The 21,574-nt window shown below is 40.9% G+C and carries 19 protein-coding genes; 1 reads left to right on the top strand and 18 read right to left on the bottom strand.

The features are described from left to right. Positions 1-33: 33 nt before the first annotated feature. The 18 genes from ACR63N_RS05155 to ACR63N_RS05070 form a co-directional block, all read right to left on the bottom strand. Positions 34-831, bottom strand: a complete 798-nt coding sequence (locus ACR63N_RS05155) for a metallophosphoesterase (protein WP_367106117.1) — start codon at positions 829-831, stop codon at positions 34-36. Positions 832-1,007: 176 nt separating this feature from the next. Continuing rightward, a complete protein-coding gene (gene pyrF / locus ACR63N_RS05150) occupies positions 1,008-1,718 on the bottom strand; it encodes an orotidine-5'-phosphate decarboxylase (protein WP_367106118.1) in 711 nt (236 codons plus the stop codon). Positions 1,719-1,810: 92 nt separating this feature from the next. Beyond that, on the bottom strand, positions 1,811-2,218 hold the full coding sequence (locus ACR63N_RS05145) for a lipopolysaccharide assembly protein LapA domain-containing protein (RefSeq protein ID WP_367103518.1): 408 nt from the start codon (positions 2,216-2,218) through the stop codon (positions 1,811-1,813). A 106-nt stretch (positions 2,219-2,324) separates the two neighbouring features. Further along, positions 2,325-2,627: an integration host factor subunit beta gene (locus tag ACR63N_RS05140; protein WP_367103519.1), complete on the bottom strand. Its 303-nt coding sequence runs from the start codon at positions 2,625-2,627 to the stop codon at positions 2,325-2,327. Positions 2,628-2,946: 319 nt separating this feature from the next. Beyond that, positions 2,947-4,638 (bottom strand): 30S ribosomal protein S1, encoded by a 1,692-nt coding sequence (gene rpsA, locus ACR63N_RS05135; RefSeq protein ID WP_472782717.1) that lies wholly within the window; start codon positions 4,636-4,638, stop codon positions 2,947-2,949. Between the two features lie 256 nt (positions 4,639-4,894). Further along, positions 4,895-5,644 carry a (d)CMP kinase gene (gene cmk, locus ACR63N_RS05130; protein ID WP_367103799.1) on the bottom strand — a complete coding sequence of 250 codons (750 nt, stop codon included), beginning with the start codon at positions 5,642-5,644 and terminating at the stop codon, positions 4,895-4,897. 128 nt (positions 5,645-5,772) lie between these two features. Then, the gene (gene tadA, locus ACR63N_RS05125; RefSeq protein WP_367108629.1) at positions 5,773-6,381 is read right to left on the bottom strand and encodes a tRNA adenosine(34) deaminase TadA; all 609 of its coding nucleotides are present in this window, start codon (positions 6,379-6,381) and stop codon (positions 5,773-5,775) included. A 16-nt stretch (positions 6,382-6,397) separates the two neighbouring features. Then, positions 6,398-7,135, bottom strand: a complete 738-nt coding sequence (locus ACR63N_RS05120) for a uracil-DNA glycosylase (protein ID WP_367103521.1) — start codon at positions 7,133-7,135, stop codon at positions 6,398-6,400. 198 nt (positions 7,136-7,333) lie between these two features. Beyond that, positions 7,334-9,898 (bottom strand): AAA family ATPase, encoded by a 2,565-nt coding sequence (locus ACR63N_RS05115; protein WP_472782546.1) that lies wholly within the window; start codon positions 9,896-9,898, stop codon positions 7,334-7,336. A 653-nt stretch (positions 9,899-10,551) separates the two neighbouring features. After that, entirely contained in the window at positions 10,552-10,965 is a 414-nt protein-coding gene (locus ACR63N_RS05110) for an ATP-dependent Clp protease adaptor ClpS (RefSeq protein WP_367103523.1), read from the bottom strand. 197 nt (positions 10,966-11,162) lie between these two features. Beyond that, positions 11,163-11,939: a hypothetical protein gene (locus ACR63N_RS05105; protein WP_472782545.1), complete on the bottom strand. Its 777-nt coding sequence runs from the start codon at positions 11,937-11,939 to the stop codon at positions 11,163-11,165. 266 nt (positions 11,940-12,205) lie between these two features. After that, positions 12,206-13,273, bottom strand: a complete 1,068-nt coding sequence (gene argC, locus ACR63N_RS05100; protein ID WP_367103525.1) for an N-acetyl-gamma-glutamyl-phosphate reductase — start codon at positions 13,271-13,273, stop codon at positions 12,206-12,208. Positions 13,274-13,368: 95 nt separating this feature from the next. Next, positions 13,369-14,529 carry a uroporphyrinogen decarboxylase gene (hemE, locus tag ACR63N_RS05095; protein WP_367103526.1) on the bottom strand — a complete coding sequence of 387 codons (1,161 nt, stop codon included), beginning with the start codon at positions 14,527-14,529 and terminating at the stop codon, positions 13,369-13,371. 133 nt (positions 14,530-14,662) lie between these two features. Beyond that, entirely contained in the window at positions 14,663-15,859 is a 1,197-nt protein-coding gene (gene proB, locus ACR63N_RS05090; RefSeq protein WP_367103527.1) for a glutamate 5-kinase, read from the bottom strand. A 208-nt stretch (positions 15,860-16,067) separates the two neighbouring features. Continuing rightward, complete coding sequence (gene cgtA, locus ACR63N_RS05085; RefSeq protein ID WP_367103528.1) at positions 16,068-17,273, bottom strand: Obg family GTPase CgtA; 1,206 nt, start codon at positions 17,271-17,273, stop codon at positions 16,068-16,070. Between the two features lie 342 nt (positions 17,274-17,615). Beyond that, on the bottom strand, positions 17,616-19,061 hold the full coding sequence (locus tag ACR63N_RS05080; RefSeq protein ID WP_367103529.1) for a glyceraldehyde-3-phosphate dehydrogenase: 1,446 nt from the start codon (positions 19,059-19,061) through the stop codon (positions 17,616-17,618). Positions 19,062-19,374: 313 nt separating this feature from the next. Continuing rightward, on the bottom strand, positions 19,375-20,409 hold the full coding sequence (locus ACR63N_RS05075) for a lipocalin family protein (RefSeq protein ID WP_367103530.1): 1,035 nt from the start codon (positions 20,407-20,409) through the stop codon (positions 19,375-19,377). A gap of 346 nt (positions 20,410-20,755) precedes the next feature. Further along, on the bottom strand, positions 20,756-21,205 hold the full coding sequence (locus tag ACR63N_RS05070) for an NUDIX domain-containing protein (protein ID WP_367106126.1): 450 nt from the start codon (positions 21,203-21,205) through the stop codon (positions 20,756-20,758). A gap of 181 nt (positions 21,206-21,386) precedes the next feature. On the opposite strand from ACR63N_RS05070, the gene hemP reads away from it, so the two are divergent. Then, entirely contained in the window at positions 21,387-21,545 is a 159-nt protein-coding gene (gene hemP, locus ACR63N_RS05065) for a hemin uptake protein HemP (protein WP_407074417.1), read from the top strand. The last annotated feature ends 29 nt before the right edge of the window (positions 21,546-21,574 follow it).

The following is a 21,574-nucleotide window of genomic DNA, read 5'->3' as shown; positions in this document are numbered from 1 at the left end:
TTTTTTGTCTTGAGTGAATAAAATATAGAGTGGTTATTCAATATCAACCACTCTATCCCATGCAAACTCTAGTGCCGTACTACTCACCTCATTAGGATAAGCACGGGGATTGACAATCACTCGAGTATTATTAACCCGATAGTCAAAAGCTTCATGCGTATGCCCATGTACCCATAACGAAGGCGCCCAAGGTTCATGCATCCACGCAGATAAATCACTCACAAAAGCGGCATTACTGGGCAGAGTAGCAAATTTTTCAGAAACCGATAATGGACTGATACTATGATGGCTCATCACCACTACTTTTTTGTTCAGCTCTTTAGCCGTTACCAAGGCCTGCTTGAGCCACGCACGATGTTTTGCATGTATCTGCATCGATGCCTCTGGTGAAAACAACTCACTGCCTGCGTAAATTTGTTTGTAATCTCGCATAAAACGTTTGGCAACCACCATCGTATCTTCATCAGCTTGATACTGATAATCTGTCCATAGCGTACAACCTAAAATACGGATGTTACCAATATCAATGTGCTGACATTGAAGAACCCGCATCCCTCGAGCAAGCGTCTCATTATAGTTATCCCAAGTAGCCAGTTTTTTGTCAAAGTGCAAAACATCTTCATTGAAGTATTCATGATTGCCAGCAATAGTAATAAGAGGGACTTGCAGACGTGCTGCTTGCTCTTGTAGCCATGGCATACCTGTATCACTGTTAGCAGTATCCCCTGCTACTAATATCACGTCAGCATCTGTTTTAGGAATATGGCCAAGGGGGTGCGATTGACGAGCGTAGCTGTCGATGTGTAAATCACTCAATATCTGTAATTTCATACGATCCAAGGTCAGTTATAGAGGTAAATTGATTGGGCTAGAATATATTTATATGCTGTCATAAAGTAGAAAAGACAACCGCTACGTTGTCTTTTCTACTTTTATATAAGATATTAATTTAATACCTTATATAAGGTAGGATTATAAGGCACTAAGGCGCGTTAAATATTGGTATCTTAAATACCTTGTAAAATGGTTTGTAGCTTCGCTGAGGGATTTATTGCTTGCGTAATCGAACGACCAATAACTAAGTAATCTGCGCCAGCACTCAAGGCTTGTTTAGGGGTACAAACTCGGTGCTGATCGTCTGTACTGTCTTCTGGCAAGCGAATACCTGGGGTAACCAGTTTAAAATCAGGGCCACACAGCGCTTTGAGATCTTTGGCTTCTTGAGCTGAACATACTACGCCATCAAGACCTGCTTGCTGCGTCAACTTTGCCAAACGATTCACTTGATCGTCAAGCTTGTCATTGATACCAACCTGCACTAAGTTCTCTGCACTCATGGAGGTCAGAATGGTTACCGCTATTAGTAAAGTATCATAACTGCCAGCTATCAAACGCTCTTTTGCAAGTGACATTGCTGCGAAACCTGAGCTGGCATGGACATTAACCATCCATACCCCAAGCTCAGCGGCAGCTAATACGGCTTGAGCAGTAGTATTAGGAATGTCATGGAACTTTAGATCTAAAAATATCTCAAACTGGCGTTGATGCAAAGTTTTTATAATAGCAGGGCCACAGCGAGTGAACAGCTCTTTACCTACCTTTAGACGACATAAAGTAGGATCTAATTGATCAGCTAACGCTAGAGCTGAATCTACAGTCATGTTATCTAAAGCAACAATGACAGGCGAGATTGTTGAGGTTGTTGTCGTATTACTCATAGTGCTACCACTTTATATCGAAGTTGACAAAGCATTATAGGAGTAAGCAGATTAATAATAACCCACTCACTAAAGACTAATAATGAATAAAATTAATCTCGTTTGCGCTTGGTCAGCTCTGAAGCATTATCGACAGTTGCTAGTGTTTCGTCTTGTACAGGAACGCCCGTTGTTCCATACACGGCCTCTTCTACTGTTGGTGCGTTTGCTTGTCGATCTATTACGACGTTTGCTTGAGTTAGTTGTTGTTGTAAGTTTTGATTCGCCTTTTGCAAACGAGAAATCTCCCATTTGGTTTGAAATACACGAAACAACAGTAATGCCAGGAGCATACCAATGACGATACCTAGAATTAAGCAGATTATAAGCAGTAATCCTAAATTCATCGCAGGAGCCTGCGAGAACAATAGATTTACCCCGATATCTGTGTTATTGGCCAATACTAAACCTAAAGCATAAGCAAAGCTTAAAAACAGTAAAACGAACAATAAAAAACGCATGATCTTAGACCTCAGCTGTAGGTAGGAGTAGTAAGTAATCGTAATAAGTTGGAAACTAGGATTATTTTACACCTATTTGAAGCGCTACTCTATTGGTTCCTATTATCTATAATGCCGCTTTATTGTTAACCGCTTCGCGTAGCGCTTTTCCTGGCTTAAAATGCGGAATAGCTTTGGCAGGTACAGAGACACTTTCACCCGTTTTAGGATTACGTCCGGTACGAGCACGGCGATGATGCAAGCAAAAACTACCGAAACCGCGAACTTCAACACGGCCGTCATTCGCTAAAGTATCTATCATCAAATTTAGTATTTCGCGTACAGCATCATCAACGACTACCTCAGTCATTGAATCACAATTTACGCTTAAATTACTAATAAAGTCGGACTTATTGATCGCTTGTTGCATGGTTAAACTGGCCTTATTGATTTATGTTTCTCATCTTGAGGAGTATTTATATCTTCACTATCGAAGATGAATAACCCTACTATCGACTGAACCATTATACTAATATTAAATGAACTTCTTTTACTAAGCTAAAATATTAAAACATTTCAAACACTTGATGTAGTTTACATTTCGTTACTCAAGGTTGCAAATGATAGCGGAATTTATCGCCATTGGAAATAAGTTTTTTTTGATTTGGATACGTACTATAAATTTTAGGCAATAAAAAAAGCGACCGGAGTCGCTTTTTTTATTGTCATAACTATTAAAAACAGGCAATTTACTGCATTTGCTCTTTGATCAAATCACCAATAGTTTTTGGCTGAGCATCAGAGCCTGGCGTAGCTGTAGTATTGGTAGTGCCAAGATCTTTTATTGCTTGACGCTCTTCTGCCTCGTCTTTCGCTTTGATTGACAAGCTAATATTGCGAGTTTTACGATCAACGCTAATAATTTTAGCTTCAACGTCATCACCAATGCTTAGATGCTTAGTCGCATCTTCAACACGGTCGCGTTGAATCTCAGAGGCACGTAGATAGCCTTCAACTTCGTCAGCAAGCTCAATAGTTGCGCCTTTAGCGTCAACTTCTTTAACTTTACCATTAACGATAGCACCGCGATCATTACCTACTAGGTATTCGTTAAATGGATCAGAGCTCAACTGCTTGATACCTAAACTAATACGATTGGCTTCTGCATCTACAGACAATACCATTGCTTCTACAGTATCACCTTTATTGTAGTTGCGAATAGCTTCTTCACCTGTCTCATTCCAAGAGATATCAGATAGATGTACTAAACCGTCGATACCGCCATCTAGGCCGATAAAGATACCAAAATCAGTGATTGATTTGATCGTACCAGTGATTTTATCACCGCGCTCATGCTTCTTATCAAACTCATCCCAAGGATTGGCTAGAGTCTGCTTAATACCTAGACTTATACGACGACGCTCTTCATCGATATCAAGGATCATCACATTGATCTCATCACCTACTTGTACTACTTTTGAAGGATGAATGTTTTTATTGGTATGATCCATCTCCGATACGTGTACTAAACCCTCAATACCTTCAGAGATTTCAGCAAAACAGCCATAATCCGTTAAGTTGGTAACGCGTGCTTTAACGATACTGCCTACAGGATATTCTGCAGCAACTTCATCCCAAGGATCGGTACCTAACTGCTTTAGACCTAAGCTTACACGGTTACGTTCACGGTCAAACTTCAATACTTTAACTTTTAGGTCTTGACCCACTTCAACTACTTCAGATGGGTGCTTAATACGGCGCCATGCCATATCAGTGATATGTAGTAAGCCATCAATACCACCAAGATCTACGAACGCACCATAATCAGTCAGATTCTTTACGATACCTTCGATCTCAATGCCTTCTTCAAGCTTGTTTAATAGCTCTTCGCGCTCAGCTGAATTCTCAGCTTCCATAACCGCACGGCGGCTAACTACGACGTTATTACGTTTTTGATCGAGCTTAATGACTTTGAATTCTAGCTCTTTGCCTTCAAGATGCGTAGTATCACGGATAGGACGAACATCAACCAATGAGCCTGGTAAGAACGCACGTACTGAACCGATATCTACAGTAAAACCACCTTTAACTTTGCTTGAAATGATACCTTTTACGATTTCATCATTATCAGCGATTTTTTCTAGGAAATTCCAAGTTTCGACACGCTTAGCTTTTTCGCGTGATAGTAAGGTTTGACCCATACCGTTGTCGACTGCTTCGACCACTACATCAACACTATCGCCAACTTCAACTTCAATCTCGCCTTCTTCGCTTAAAAACTCTTCACGAGCGACGATACCTTCAGATTTTAGACCAGTATCTACAGTGATCCAGTCATTATCAATGGCCACAACAGTACCTGTGATGACCGAGCCACGCTCGATATCCAGACCCGTCTCTTCGATGCTCGCTTCAAATAGTTCAGCAAATGATTCCATTATATCTACCTTTGTATAGCCGTATCCTGTCCAGCACAGTACGGATCAAATTTATGACTTTATAAAATGAAATACTGGTTTTATATCTTATATAGTCATATAAAAAAACGTTTGTTATTAATACACTCAAATACAAAGATTACTAATAACAACTGTCTTTTTCTAAAAGAATTCTTGTTATAAAAACTATTTTATCAACTACAATCTTATACTAAAAACCACACTCATGGGTGATTTTTTAGTACTTACTATGTTGTTTTTATTCATTTTTAATAAAAATACCTTGCGACTGACAATACTCTTTAACCTGTTCATAAACCGTATCAGCATCTAATTCTGAGCTATCAATAAGTAAAGCATCTTTTGCAGGTTTTGAAGGCGCGACATCACGATTTTCGTCACGTTCATCACGCGCCTTAATCGTTGCCAAAATTGCCTCATAATCGGCTCGTTGTCCAGCATAAGTAAGCTGAGTAACACGGCGCTTAGCTCTTGCTTTAGCACTAGCCGTCAAAAACACTTTAACATCAGCGTTTGGAAAAACTACCGTACCCATATCACGACCATCAGCAACCAATCCTGAATGAGTCGCCATATCTCGTTGCAATTTGAGCAAAGCTGCACGTACTTTTGCAAACACTGCTACCTGTGATGCATAACCACCCACAGTTTCATTACGCACTTGCTCACCTACTGCCTCACCATTAACGATAATATCAACGCGTCCAGACTCATTATTAGGCACAAATACAATTTGCAAATTCTGCGTTAAACTCAGCAGTGCCTCTTCATCGATAGGTTTGTTAGTAACAAGCAAACCTGCTTCAAATGCCTTTAGCCCAACTATACGGTACAAGGCACCGGAGTCCAACAGCTGATAATCCAGCGTCTGTGCTAAACGCCAAGCTACCGTACCCTTGCCTGCACCACTTGGTCCATCGATACAAATAACGGGATAGCGGGGCGATTTGGTGCCATGATCGTCATTATTAGATGCTGATACGGTTATAGCTGATACAGTCATAATAATCACTTAATAATAGACGCGTGAGTAGCACTCATTTTGACTATACATAACATATTGTTTAGTAGCTTCTTATCCGTGATGTTACGGGTTCATAGCCAAATAGGGCAATATTATAGCAAAAAAACCTTGTCATCACTAGCGTCAACAGTAGTATCTTGTTCTTTATTTATATCACCTTTACGCTTTTTCATCATTTGTCGGCGCTGACGAAAAAACGTCTTAAGCATCTGTCCACTAGGTTCACTACACAAACCCTTATCTACTTGGATATTATGATTATAAAAGGACTGTAAAAGCAGGTTCATCTGACTACCCACCATACCTGCTCTAGGCTCACTTGCAGCATATACTAATCTATCAACGCGAGCATGAATCAGCGCGCCCACACACATAGTACAAGGCTCTAAAGTTACATATAGAGTCGTTTGCGCTGGCAGGCGATAGTTCTTAAGATTTTTACAAGCATCTCTTAGGGCTATTATCTCAGCATGTGCGGTTGCATCACAGCTGCTAATGGGCTGATTAAACCCCTGCCCGATAAGCTGCCGATTATGTACCAAGACTGCGCCTACTGGCACCTCTTGACGGTTAGCACCTTGCTGCGCTAGCGCTAATGCATAGTACATCCACCTGACATCTTCAATTGACCAAAATTGGCTGGTCATAATCTGATCGCTTGACCAGTGATGTGGTTGTAGATCAATCAGTTGTTTATTCATTATAAATTGAGGTCATTTATTGGGGCAGTTGCCAATCAATTGGTTTTTGGCCATGCTGCACCAGATAATCATTGGTTTTAGAAAAAGGCTTTGAGCCAAAAAAACCGCCGCGATTGGCTGCTAGCGGCGAAGGATGTACAGCGGTCAAAATAAGATGCTTATCGGTATTAATATACTTACCCTTTTTTTGGGCCTTACTGCCCCACAAAATAAACACTGTATGCTCTGTTTGTTCATTGACCACATCAATGACGGCATCAGTAAATTGCTCCCAGCCTTTATTTTGATGGCTGTTGGGCTCGCCTTGCTTAACCGTAAGGGAGCTGTTTAGCAATAAAACACCTTGCTGCGCCCAGTGGGTTAAATCACCATGTGCTGAATAGCTGGTACCAATGTCATCTGCCATCTCTTTAAGAACATTATTTAGCGAGGGCGGTTTAGGAATAGTTTTAGGCACTGAAAAAGATAAACCCATCGCTTGTCCTGGACCGTGATAAGGGTCTTGACCTAAGATAACGACCTTAACCTCTGATAGTGGCGTCAAATTTAGGGCATTAAACATTAAAGGTGCAGGCGGATAAATATTCTCGTTTGATTGATAGGCTTGTTTTAAAAATTCGCGCAAATTATCCATATTATCCGAAGTCAGCTCTTCTGCTAACGCTACTTTCCAGTCCTCTGGCAAACGTACATTATCTAAAATAGCTTGCTTTTGTGCTGCTGTTTTTGTGCTTTGCTCGTCGAATAACTCCATAATTCGTCCTTTTTTAGTTATTTTAAATCAGCTAAATATATAAGATGAATACTCAATAGTGTATCAATATCTATTTTAACGGCGATAGTAGCAAAAAATCATGTTTTCTTTCGTTATAAATTTTAGCCATAAAAAAACGGCTACTAATGATAGTAGCCGTTTTATATTAAACATCAAATGGATAAATAGTACAGACTATTAACTTGCCAATGATTCAGAATCTGAGTGTGGTTCGTGAGTCTCAACAACCGTTAAAATCACTCGACTATCTGCTGATCCTTTCTCACCTTTGGTATCTTTATCAGACGTTTTATCCAAATCTACTGATTTGTCTTCATCTGTAACATCTGTCTTTGAGGTTTCAGGCTCTAACGTTACATGTACTACGCCGCCGTTCACCAAGTCGCCAAATAAGATCATATTTGCCAGAGGCTTCTTGATCTCATCTTGAATCAAGCGTTGCATAGGACGCGCGCCCATCAAACGATCATAGCCTTTGTCAGCAAGATAATCACGAACATCATCATCAATCTCCAAGGTAACTTGTTTGTCATCAAGCTGAGCTTGTAGTTCAACCAAGAACTTATCGACAACTGATATCACTACCGATGGATCTAGCGCGTTGAACTGAATAATCGCATCTAAACGATTACGGAATTCAGGAGTAAATACGCGCTTGAGTGCTTCGGTATTATCGCGGCTATGGTCTTGCTGGGTAAAGCCCATAGAGGAGCGGCTAATACTATCGGCCCCAACGTTAGTAGTCATAATAATGATAACTTGCTTAAAGCTTGCAATACGACCATTATTGTCGGTCAACGTACCATGATCCATAACTTGCAATAGTAAGTTAAAGACATCTGGATGGGCTTTTTCAATCTCATCAAACAACACTACACAATGCGGATGCTGATTGATTTTCTCAGTAAGCAAGCCGCCTTGATCAAAACCAACATAACCTGGAGGCGCACCAATCAAGCGTGAAGCGGTATGAGCCTCCATGTACTCTGACATATCGAAGCGTACTAGCTCCACTCCTAACAAGTTTGCAAGCTGACGAGATACTTCTGTCTTACCTACCCCTGTAGGTCCTGCAAACATGAATGAACCAATGGGTTTCTCTGGCGCTTTAAGACCAGCACGCGAAAGCTTGATAGCATCAGCAAGCGTTGCAATCGCCTCGTCTTGACCAAATACCAAATGTTTAAGATCACGATCTAGATGCTCAAGGATACTCTTATCATCACTAGATACTGCCTTGGGAGGAATACGCGCAAGCTTCGCTACAATAGCTTCAATATCAGCCACATCAATTTTTATTGACGCTTTTTGATTATTAGCAGTTTGCAGATCATAGACCGTATCCATATTGTCTGCGTCTATCGATTCATCATTTGCTTTATTGTATCCACTGCCATCATCAGTATCAAAGCTAGTAGCATTATAGTCTTTACTGCTGTTTTCTTTTTCTATGTTGGCTACTAGATCGTTTTCTGCCTCAAGATCCTTGATATCAGGCGTAACTCCTAAACGCTTATAAGCGCCAGCTTCATCAATAACGTCAATCGCTTTGTCGGGCAAAAAACGCTCATGAATATGCTTGGAGGACAGCTGCACGGCCGTTACTAGTGCTTCATCGGTATATTCTACATTATGAAATTCTTCATAACGGGGTTTAAGACCACGCAGGATATCGATGCTGTCTTCAACGCTTGGCTCTCTTACATCGATTTTTTGGAAACGACGCGATAACGCATGGTCTTTTTCAAATACTTGCCGATACTCGGTAAAAGTAGTTGAACCAACGCAGCGTAGTTCTCCATTGGCAAGCGCAGGTTTGATTAAGTTTGATACATCCATATTACTGCTCATTGATGACCCTGCACCAATAATCATATGAATCTCATCGATAAACAAGATAGCGTTCGGCTTTTTCTTTAGAGCATCAAGTAAGGACTTCATGCGTTTTTCAAAGTCGCCGCGGTATTTTGTACCAGCGATTAAGGCACCGATATCTAGACTATAGATAACGCAGCCATTGAGTGGTTTTGGTGCTTTGTCATTGATAATAAGCCACGCTAAACCTTCAGCAATAGAGGTTTTACCAACACCTGGTTCGCCAACCAATAACGGATTATTTTTGCGACGGCGACACAATACTTGTGCCGTACGCTCAATCTCAGAGACACGGCCAATCAAAGGATCGGTTTTACCTTCAGCTGCGCGCTGATTAAGGTTACTAGCAAATTCCACTAAGGGATCCTTACCTGTTTTTTCTGAAGCACTACGACGATCTCCGCTGATAGAAGCACGGGGCTCAGATGGCTCATCTTTATCTTGTCCATGAGACAAATATTGAGTCAATTCTAAACGGCTAATACCTTGCTTTTTGAGCAAGTAAACAGCATAAGTATCGTGCTCAGAGAACATAGAAACTAAAATATCTGAACCTTCAACCAAACGACCACCACCGATGGATTGGACATGAAAAATAGCACGCTGCAGAATACGATCAAAACTTTGGGTAGGTTGCGGCGACTGCTCCATATCAGCATCTATCGTTGGGGTATGCTTATCAATATAAGCTTCGAGCTCGGTACGTAAAGCGGCAACATTTGCATTACAGGCCGTTAGAGTATTGGCAGCATGAGTGTTTTCTAGGAGCGCTAATAACAGGTGCTCGACAGTGAGATACTCATGTGACTTTTGGCGCGCAAGCGTCATTGCTAAACGCAAAGAGACTTCAAGATGACGACTTAACATAAGGGATTCCTACGGTTATACAACTCTTTATAATTTAATAGCTTAGTTAGTAAATCAGGGCGGCAAAGGGATTGTTCAAGGTACGATCATGATTAAAAATCACTGGCTACAATACAATTGCTATCATGTTTATAATAGCGCTTATTCATCTCAACACGATAATAGCTTGTAGTCAATCTATTAAAGCATACTAAAATGTATCAAAGCGTATGCTTAATAAGTCTCACATCCTACTAGAATAATCACTGCTCTATTAGGTAAGTTTATTTGCAATTAGGACACTACACCCAGCCTAATACATAGTAGTTAAGACTAAGTGATAATCAGTGAGTAAAGACGACCTAATGACGGTTATATGTATTAAGTTAACACATAAGTTAAACAATCATAAGAGTAGTCAGCAGAAAAGAGGATAATTGCAAAATTAAATTCGGTAGTAAAAGATTAATAGCAATAGTTAGACGTTAGTGGAAAAAACGAGGATTTATATGAATTAATGAATAAGTGTAGAGACTGTGTTAACTATATATAAGGATGTTTTTGAAAAAAAACAAGTATTTAGTTATTTATGATCTTTTGAACAATAATTTGTCATCGCAAAATCATAGAGTTGTAGGTACGATACAATATAATACTATTCACCCTGAATAATACTATTCACCCTGATGAGGCTCAATTTGAGTAAGTAAGGGATAACCTTCGCGGTGCGCTAGACTATTGACCTTTTTAGCTTTAGTCTCAGCAATATCCTTAGGATAAATACCAGCAATACCTTTACTGTTGTTATGGATATTTAGCATAATTTGAACTGCTGCATCAATATTGTGCCGAAACTCTGACTGCAATACATATACCACAAATTCCATAGGCGTATAATTGTCATTGTACATAACAACAGCATACATAGGTGGTTTTGCTACCTCAGGCTCAGCGACTAAAACATCTGTTTGCGGAGCAGACTCTTTATCAGGGTCGTCGTCTTGGGCGCGTTGATCTACAGGCATACTTGGAAAGTGCCAGTCAAAAACAGTAGGTTCAGTGTGTGTTACTAATTGTTTTATAGTCATAATAAAAGTAGTTTCAATTGGTTTTAGTGATAAAAAAGGTTTTATAAGGGAAGAAAAAATAGTTGCAGGCCAGCTACTAATCAGCAGCTGGATAATAAAGACATCGCTAAAACTGTTAACCTAATAGTTTATCTTCCTTGAGTACTTATGTGAGTTACTTATGTCTGAGTAATAGTGTTGTCGGCTTAAATTCTATTTTAGGGAGTAATAGGGCTTTGATCAATCTCTGGCAAGTCTGATAAAGATAACGGCATACTGTCTACTCGATTACCAAGCTGCCAATCGTAAAGTTGCTCTACTTGCTGATCATCTGCTTCTAAACTAAGTTTAACTTGCAGCGGTTTAAAACCACTAGGCATCATAAAGCGTCCACGAATACGGACGATACCTTTAATATTATAGCTTGCAGGATCCAAAGGTACTTCTACAAAATCGTCTTTATTCTGTAGCGTTAACACCGCTTTTAAACGCTTTGTTTCACCATCTTCACTTAGCATGCCTACATCAAAACCATATTCAAAAGCATGCTCTGGTAGAGGTTCGATTTTGCCACCTAGTACTTGCAAAGGCATACCGCCCTGCTCTGCTATCACCTTTGCGTATAGATTATTGAGCTGCGAGGTTTGTCTATTAGTAACCTGCAAAGCTCTTTGATCACGGCGTAGCTCTTCTAGATTCGCTAGGCTAATATCTAGCTCTTGCTTAGCAGTCTCTACTTGGCTGGTCATCACTTTATGGCTGATGCGCAAATCTTTTAACTCATTAGTAGCCTGCTCATTGTTAATTGCTGCTTGTTCCGTTTCGGTTTTAAACGAATAATAACCCCGCTGATAGCCAAGCTTATGCCCGAACACTATAGCCACGATCGCAGTCACCGTTATAGCAACTACGAATAACGCCAATAGCCATGTCGATGCGCCGCGTTGATTACTAGCGATATCTTGACTATATTCTATGTGATCACTCCTATTCATCGACGACTCTACTGTACTCCTAAAGATAGCTGAGTAAGGTACAAGGGCTAGTTTATGACACGCTGGCTGCGAGCACGAATAAAGAGCAGTCTTAACACGCATCTGGGCAGTATCTCTCAATAGGAAATGCGAAACATTATAACGGACTTTGGTAGCAATACCTAGCACAGCGCTGTAAGTGAGATGACTCAATAGTAAAAATACTGTGACAAATGTGTACTAAATCCTACATCAATTTTCGTCGTTAAAGGTAGATAGTATTGAACCTAAGGTACAATAGGGGCTGCATTTAATCCTAGCGTTTCCTCAAGACCGAACATCACATTCATATTCTGTATCGCTTGTCCCGCTGCCCCTTTGACCAGATTATCCTGTACTACAATTACTGTCAGCTCCGCCCGCTGATTATTTTGATAAACTGAAATACGCAGACGATTACTTGCTCTTACGCTACGAGTGTCTGGATACCTGCCTTGTGGCAGTACATCAATAAAAGCTTCTTGCTGATAACTGTTTTCAAACACGCTTTGCCAATCTATAGCCCTGCCCGCTTCTGTCATCTCTAAATGGATGGAGCTGAGCATACCCCGAATCATAGGTACCAAATGCGGTAAAAAGCGCACACGGTGGATAAACTTCTCGTCTGATAACTGCTCTATTCCTTGCTCAATCTCCGGCAAATGACGATGACCGGTAACGCCATAAGCTTTAAGGTTATCTGTCGTTTCAGCATAATTGAGATCAAGCTTAGCTTGCCTGCCCGCTCCTGATACCCCAGATTTAGCATCAATAACAATACGCGGTTCAACAAGACGAACCGCTTGCTCGTTTTGTTTCTCTATAATGGGCTTTAACCCTAAAATAGCAGTAGTCGGATAGCAGCCCGGATTGCCAACCACTAATGCGCCCGCAAGCTTGTCACGGTTTAGCTCCGGCAAACCATATACTGCGCTTTTAAGCAATCCAGGGCAACTATGAGTTTGCTGATACCAGTGCTCAAAATCTGCTAAGGACTGAAGGCGAAAGTCGGCAGCCAAATCAATTACCTTGACTCCTGCTTGAGTCAATGCTTCAGCCTGCTGCATAGCAACCCCATGCGGCGTGGCAAAGAACACCACATCGCATTTTTGTAGAGCCGATAGCGTATCGTCACCCAAATCACTAAAGACAATATCGGAGATACCGCGCAGACTAGGGAATATCTCATCAGCACGCATGCCCGCCTCACTACGTGAGGTCAATAAGTCGATACTTACCTCAGGATGGGCGGAGAGCAGACGAATAAGCTCAATACCGGTATAGCCTGTACCACCGACGATCGCTACTGAAATCATAAGATATTCCTTTGTTGACCTATTACTATTTACTATTGGATTGCTACTCTGCAGGGTTGCAGCTTATCAAACTATCGCTACTAGACTTACTACCATTAGATCTGATAGTCATGTACCGCATCGACAAAAACCTTAGCGTGGTCAGGATTAACCCATTGAGTAATACCATGACCAAGGTTGGCTACATAGCCTGTTTTATCGCCGCCAGCATAAGCGCTATCCAGCATAGCTTTGACTTCTGCGCGGATAGTTTCAGGCGCACCGTATAAAGTAGCCGGATCTAAATTACCTTGGATGGCTTTACTGTTTTGTAGTTTTTTATGCTTTTTGGTCAAATGGCGCTGGCTTTCGGTTAGCACTTGACGCGCGCGATCGAGCGGCATCGTCCAATCAAGCCCTAACGCATCCGCTTCACTATCCGCTTGGATATCAAGCCAAAGACCACCGCCTTTGGTAAATAATATTATAGGTATGTGGGGATGACGTACTTTTAGATCGGTTACGATACGTTTATTATAATTATGTGAAAAAGTCTCAAACTGACGGTGTGCAAGTGCCCCGCCCCAACTGTCAAATATCTGTATTGCCTGTGCCCCAGCAATAATTTGTGCATCCAAATAATCAGTGACCGCCACTGCCAACTTATCGAGCAGCTGATGCAGTAATTCAGGCTTACTATAGAGCATGCCTTTGGTATAGCGATAGTCTTTTGAGCTACCGCCTTCAATCATATAAGTCGCTAGCGTCCATGGGCTACCAGAAAAGCCAAACAAGGGTACTTGTCCATTAAGCTCTTTACGGATACTGGTAACTGCGCGCATGACATAATCTAACGAATCGTTTACCTCCAGCACCGGTAAGCGCTCAATATCTGATTGCTCACGTATAGTATATTTAAACTTTGGTCCCTCACCCGTTTCAAAATACAAGCCTTGTCCCATAGCATCAGGGATAGTTAGAATATCACTAAATAAAATAGCCGCATCCAAGTCCATACGCCGTAGTGGCTGCATAGTTACCTCTGTGGCGCGAGCGGTGTCTTTACATAGACTCATAAAGTCACCAGCCTCAGCACGCGTGGCTTTATATTCTGGTAGATAGCGCCCAGCTTGGCGCATCATCCATACAGGCGTAGTATCTATAGGCTCAAAACGCAGTGCTCGTAGCAATCTATCGTTTTTTAAAGGAGGGAATTTATGCTTAGATATTTCACTATCGATTGAATCAATATCAACAGGATTGGTAGGGGCGCTCATAGATAACTCTCCAAAGTATTGTAGTATTCATTGTTATCGTTATTGATATAAGGATGAACAGGTCAGATGGTTTAAAAAGTCAAAAAAGTATAGTTATAAGTATGCAGGCAATACAATCAAATACAAGTGATGATTACATAGATAGAGCTAAGTTATCACGGTGCACCATAACCACACGCTCCTCTTTATTACCAAGGATTCTATCAAACTGCTCAGTACGCTCACGAGCCACGCGGCGCGCATCCTGCGATGAAAAATTCATCTGTCCAACGGCCAAACGCTCGCCCGTCTCTTGGTGCACGATTTCAACAACATCACCCTCATCAAAATCACCACGCACCTCTACTACGCCTACTGGCAACAAACTTCTATTGTGTTCAGTCAGCGCTTTGGCCGCGCCAGCATCAATAATAAGCGTACCTGCCATACGTAAATGCGCCGCTAACCACTGTTTGCGAGCAATAATCTTGTCCGCCTCATTCGTAGTCAGTAAGGTGCCGACTGCTTCACCTGATACCACACGAGTAATTACATTATCAATAGCACCGCTGACAATAACGGTTGGGCAACCGCCCATCGCAGCAAGACGGCCAGCACGGATCTTAGTCAACATACCACCGCGTCCAAGCTTACCCCCAGCCCCTGCAATGTCAAACAAATAATCCGCCATAGCCCGCTCTTGACGTATCATTTTAGCCTGAGGGTTATCACGAGGGTTGTCTGTAAATACCCCTTCTTGATCCGTTAAGATAATATACAAATCTGCTTTCACCATCGCAGCTGACATTGCCCCTAAAGTGTCATTGTCACCAAATTTAATCTCATCGACAGTGATGGTATCGTTCTCATTAATGACAGGCAATACACGCCAGTCTAATAACTGCGTCAGCGCGCCTGTAGTATTTAAATAACGGCGTCTATTAGATAGATCATCATGAGTTAATAATAGCTGCGCACTTTGTACGCCGTGCTGAATGAGGGCTGACCACCAGGTCTCAATTAATCCCATTTGTCCGATAGAGGCACAGGCTTGCAAAGCAGCTAGTTTCCTAGGACGCTCATCTAAGTTCATACGTACCACACCTTCAGCTACCGCGCCTGATGATACGAGCAGCACCTCCATCCCTTGGTTATGTAGGTTAGCGATTTGTTTAGCCCATTCATAAATAGCCGTTCGATCCAGACCTCGACCATTATTAGTTAGCAGCGATGAACCAATCTTGACAACAACACGCTGAATATCAAAATTGCGACTTTGCTTAATGAACCGTGCTTCTACGGTTGTTTGTTCAGAGGTGCCTTCTTCAGCACTTTTACTACCACTAACCATAAACATTCCTGTATGTATAAAGTCATTCAAAAGATAAATAAGCGATCTACCTTTAATATTATCAAAATAATGTCATTAAAATCGTATCTACTTTATAAAAAGTAGCTGGTAAAGGTAGCCATAAAACACTTACCGACAAGATTATAACGAGTGTTGGAGCGCAGTGCCAATATAAAACTTTAATACAGCAACACGCTAAAAGTTGGCATTAGGGAACATAAACTACTTCGACACCATCGTCATCATCGTTATCATTATCTATTAGTGCAGCTCCTTCACGCTGGGCTTTACGGGCAGCGCGGTAAGCTTCACGCTGAGCTTCGGTATTAAGACGCACCTCAGCCTCTAAACGCTCAAAGCGCTCTTTTTGCGCCTCAGCAAAAATAGGATCCTCCTCTTCGCGCTCGCGTTCACGCTCAATCTCATTCATTAAGTGGTATTTGACCGCATCTACGCCTTCACCGGTTAAGGTTGAGGTGCGAAACACGATACCGGTCCAACCCAGCTCAGCTACGATATGAGTACATAGCTCATTTAAATCCTCATCCGCTACCTGATCTATTTTGTTCAATACCAAAATCTGTGGTAAGTTAGCTAATTCAGGCGAAAAACGCTCCAGCTCATTTAGGATAATATTTGCATTCTCTACAGGATCACTACCATCAATAGGCTGCACATCGACTAGATGTAGCAAACGACGCGTACGGGCGACGTGCTTTAAGAAACGAATACCAAGACCTGCTCCTTCTGAGGCACCTTCGATCAAACCTGGAATATCAGCCATGACAAAGGAGCGATGACGACCAATATCGACCACACCTAGGTTTGGTACTAACGTGGTAAAAGGATAATCAGCCACTTTCGGTTTAGCTGCTGAAACTTGACGAATAAATGTTGATTTACCAGCATTCGGTAGACCAACTAACCCGACATCAGCGACGACTTTAAGCTCGAATTTCAATACTTTCAATTCACCATCAAAGCCTGATGTGGCCTTTCTTGGAGCTTGATTGGTTGAGCTTTTAAAATGGGTATTACCTAAACCGCCGTCACCGCCTTTGGCAATTAATAAGGTTTGACCTTCCTCGATCATATCACCAAGCACCTCATCAGTTTCGGTATCAATGATGGTGGTACCAATAGGAACGGGCAAAAAAATATCATCAGCACCTTTGCCTGAGCAATTTTTGCTCTGTCCATTCTCGCCCCGTCCAGCATCATAGCGACGGGTATAGCGATAATCGACTAAGGTATTGGTGTTATCGTCGGCAATAACATAAACGTCCCCGCCGCTACCACCGTCGCCTCCATCAGGGCCGCCGCGCGGGACATATTTTTCTCGGCGAAAACTGGCGATTCCATTACCACCGTCACCTGCTTTTACCGTTACGACGGCTTCATCAATAAATCGCATGTTGCGTTCCTTAATTTATAATCTAGGTTTATCATTTAATTTAGTATCAACTATATAATAGTCATTATAATCTTTGTGGTTATACTCTTATTATAAAGGTATTCGATCACTTTTATAGCTCTAGCATAGTGTTTATCTTAATAAAATATAGTAACTAAAACACCCGATAATCAAATAGACTATCGGGTGTCGTCTCGTGAGTCATTAAGGCTGGTATACTTACATCAATAGCTATTACTTAGTCAGATTTTTACTTAATTAGTCTTAATAACTAAGTTGGCCTTAATACCAGTAACTCTCAATGAATTATCCACCTTAATCATACACTTGATAAGACTATCATTACGCTGGTATTTGCGTATAGCTAATGCCACCCATTTGCGTGGCTAGGCGTAATACTTGAGTGCTGTAGCCGACCTCATTGTCATACCAAATATAGACAGTCGCATGGTTATCGGTAACAATCGTCGCTTGGGCGTCTACTATACCTACATGTTTGGTACCAATAAAGTCAGTTGACACCGCCTCTGTCGAATCAGTATAAGCGATTTGTGATTGCCAAGTACTACTATTCGCCATCTGACGCATAAAGTCATTTAAAGCTTCTGTACTCTGTGGCGCTTTTTCTAGATTCAGATTTAAAATCGCTAGACTAACGTTAGGAATAGGTACACGAATAGCATTGCCCGTAAGCTTACCACTAAGCTCTGGTAATGCCTTACCTACCGCTTTAGCAGCGCCAGTGCTGGTGATCACCATATTGAGTGTTGCACTACGGCCACGGCGATCAGACTTATGATAATTATCTACCAAATTTTGATCGTTAGTAAACGCATGAATAGTTTCAACGTGACCGCTTTCAATACCGTATTCATCGTTTAATACTTTAAGCGCCGGAGTAATAGCGTTGGTGGTACAGCTGGCGGCACTAACAATAGTATCGTCACCAACCGTATCATTATTGACACCATAAACGACGTTTTTAATATCGCCACTAGCAGGAGCCGTCAATAAAACTTTTTGCACGCCGTTAGACTGTAGATGCTTACCAAGACCCGCTTCATCTTTCCATTTACCTGTATTGTCAATCACAAGGGCATTATCGATACCATAATCGGTATAGTCAATTTCACTAGGATCATTAGCATAGATAACTTGTACAAAACGGCCATTAATAATAATACCATTATTATCTTCATCTACGCTGACATCACCACTAAAGCTGCCATGAATCGAGTCACGCTCAAGTAATGAAGCGCGCTTAGCCAAATCACCCGCCGCTGCAGGGCGTACTACAATAGCTTTTAGATGAAGGCCTTTAGCACTCGATGCTTGTGAAAGTAGCAGACGCGTCAGGATACGGCCAATACGACCAAAACCATATAATACTACGTCTGTGGCCTCATTGACTGTACCGCCACTAGTATCAATCGCTTGCAAAGCCGTTTGGATATCGGTGTCAGTAGCGATCAGCTGTCCTACATCGACACGTGCTGATTGAACATCACCACTCGCAGCTAGCACTCTAACCATAGCTAATGTATCAGCGATAGCGATAGGTTTGCCGCCTTGCTCACGTATGGCAGCTTTTTGATGCATAGCCAATAGTTGACCCACTGAAGTAGTATCCAGTGTTTCACCAAATAAAGTGACTTGCACGTCCTGCTCGTTGTATAGTTTATTTAACAAGCCAATAAGCTCAATAGCTTGTTGTTCTTGATTATTATAATTATTTAAATGATCTTGATGTAGTTGACGCAAAGTATCAGCTTGGCTCACGAGAAACATCCTTATGGTCAGTTAATGTAGTCAATAAAAATTGTTAACGTATAAAAAGAGATAAAACTACATGAATCACTACTCGTATAAAGTAGCGACTCATTAGAGTATCGTAAAACTATCTAAGTGGTAGTCATCGTTACTGTATTCATTGTTACTAAGGTAATTTGTTGCTGTAGATTCTAGCTCAAAACATGCTATTTTGCTAGTGATAACCATTATTGTTAAGGGTTACTAAGGTTTGACAATGATAATTTGTACTATAAATAAAATCATTAACATTTCAGTGATTAAATCCATTGAACCGTATTAAAATTCATATCTAAGGTACTAAGTTAACCGTCTGGTTATTTTGAGGAGTTAGTTTAAACTCTTTTAAGTTATAGCCTTGTTCTTGAGCGATCTTCCGATATTTGGCGTAAGTCTCTTGGCTAATGTCAGGAGAGCGCGCTAATAACCACAGATACTCATGATCAGGCGTTCCTACCAATGCAGTTTGGTAACCTGGATCACGAGCAAGCACCCAATAATCAGCTTGACCTACGGGCAACCAGCGCATCCACGACGGCAAAAAAGAAACTTTAAGCTTGCTACCCGTATCATCAGCAGGTATGGCAAGCCCTTCTGCAGTTATAGAAGTACCATCAGACTCAAGGCACTGATTAAGCACGTTAATGTTAGAGTCGTCCGTCTTTTGAGTGTAAGTGGCAGTCACATTACTAGCACAATTACGCTGAAAGTACATCGGTAACCGTCCTATCTCATACCACTTGCCCGCATACTTTGAGAGATCGACACTATCTACAGTAGTAGGTTGTTTGGCTGATTCATAAATAATAGCTGCAGGGGCCACAGCCATACTTGCTGTCATATTTTTGTTAGTGGTTTTATCTGTCGTAATTGCAGCTTCGTTTTTAACATCAGTGGACGTCTGCGGTACTGGGGCCGCATAAGCAGAAAACGCTGCTAGTGGTATAATTATCGCTAAAGCAATAGCAGTATGTTTGATCAGACCATTCATAAAAGTCCGCTCTAAGACGTCATCTTTTTGTACAATACGTCTTTGACCACTTTGCTCACTCGTCCGCTGATTACGCATCTGCTGGTTACTTGTTTGAGTGGTATCTCTTTTTGTAGTGGCTACTGATGTATCGCCACTAATATTAGCTGACCATTCATCATTAAATTTTTCTTGACTAGAAGCTTTATAATCTATTAAGGCAAACGAAGTTTTTACTTCATAGCTATAGTTTTCACCATTACTAGCATCGTTGTTATCTTTAGCAATTCGCTTAGTATTAGAGCTTGTTGTTTGCATAGAAGGCCATTCGAATGTCGAAGACTTATTGGTTTTCATATCGATACCGTTAGTTATAGTAATTATTTTATTTGTAAGAAATGTCTGCTAAAAAATAATAGTTCAAAACGAAAAAAGACATAAATAACTGAGTTTGCCTTCCTTAACTATTGAATTCCAACGGCTATCAGATCAATACTCCGATAACCGAAGAACTATTATTTAGATTTAACTGTATTCAGTTTTAGCACACATACTAAAGGTTCTTGGACTATAGAAATAGTGTACCAATGTGTGGAAAAGCAACGGTTTGTAAATAATATTATTTTTGTTATAAATATTATGAGTTTATTAATCAGTCACAGCTAGATAATGGTGATATTCAGCCTTTACTGGTATTAAGTTATTATAGCCATTCAAGAATGGTTTTATTAGCAGCAGGTAGCTGATAATGACCTGCTAACAACGCGGATTTATCTACCCAGAATAAAGCCTGTCCCTCTAGACCATAGTCACAATGCTCATGCTGTTCATACTGTTTAGCCGTCATCTCAATTTTATAAACCTGTAAAGTGACTTGCTTGTCTTTATAGTTATGAGTTAAACATCCTAACTTGTTAAAGGTGTTTTTACTAATATCAATTCCTGTTTCTTCAACAACTTCCCGTATAAGGGCCTCTTTTGCTGATTCATCAGCTTCTATTTTTCCGCCTACAAACTCATAACGATCACCTTGATGCTGCATACTGTTACGAAACCCAAGTAAATAGTGTTGATGATAATGTATGACTGCGATAGCGACATTAATGCTGTCTATATCCTTACCTTTAAAACTTGCCTTTACGTTATCACCCATAACAACAGCCTTTTTCACATAAGTTTACATAATATCTAAGTTTTATTTTATCAATCTGCTTGCAAAAACTTTAATTGTAAATGATAATTATTATCGTTAGCGATGTTTAGTTACTCTTCATTTCCTGTAGCACTATTTATCGTTCAAAACCCAGCCACTACACAAGGATTTTTCTATGAGCATGGTTATCTCTCGTTATTTAAATTGTCGCGACAATCGCTTACCTACTCTGCAATCACAGCACCTATTTGCACTAACTAAAGAAGTACGAATTGAGCATGAAGGTGAAGAATACCGTCTGCGTTTAACTCGTAATAACCGTTTGATCTTAACTAAATAAATATAGAATATAGATAAAAACGCCTTATC

Source organism: Psychrobacter sp. M4 (assembly GCF_055699795.1).
Note: the sequence above shows the minus strand (reverse complement) of the source record. Positions and strands in the feature narration are given on the sequence as shown.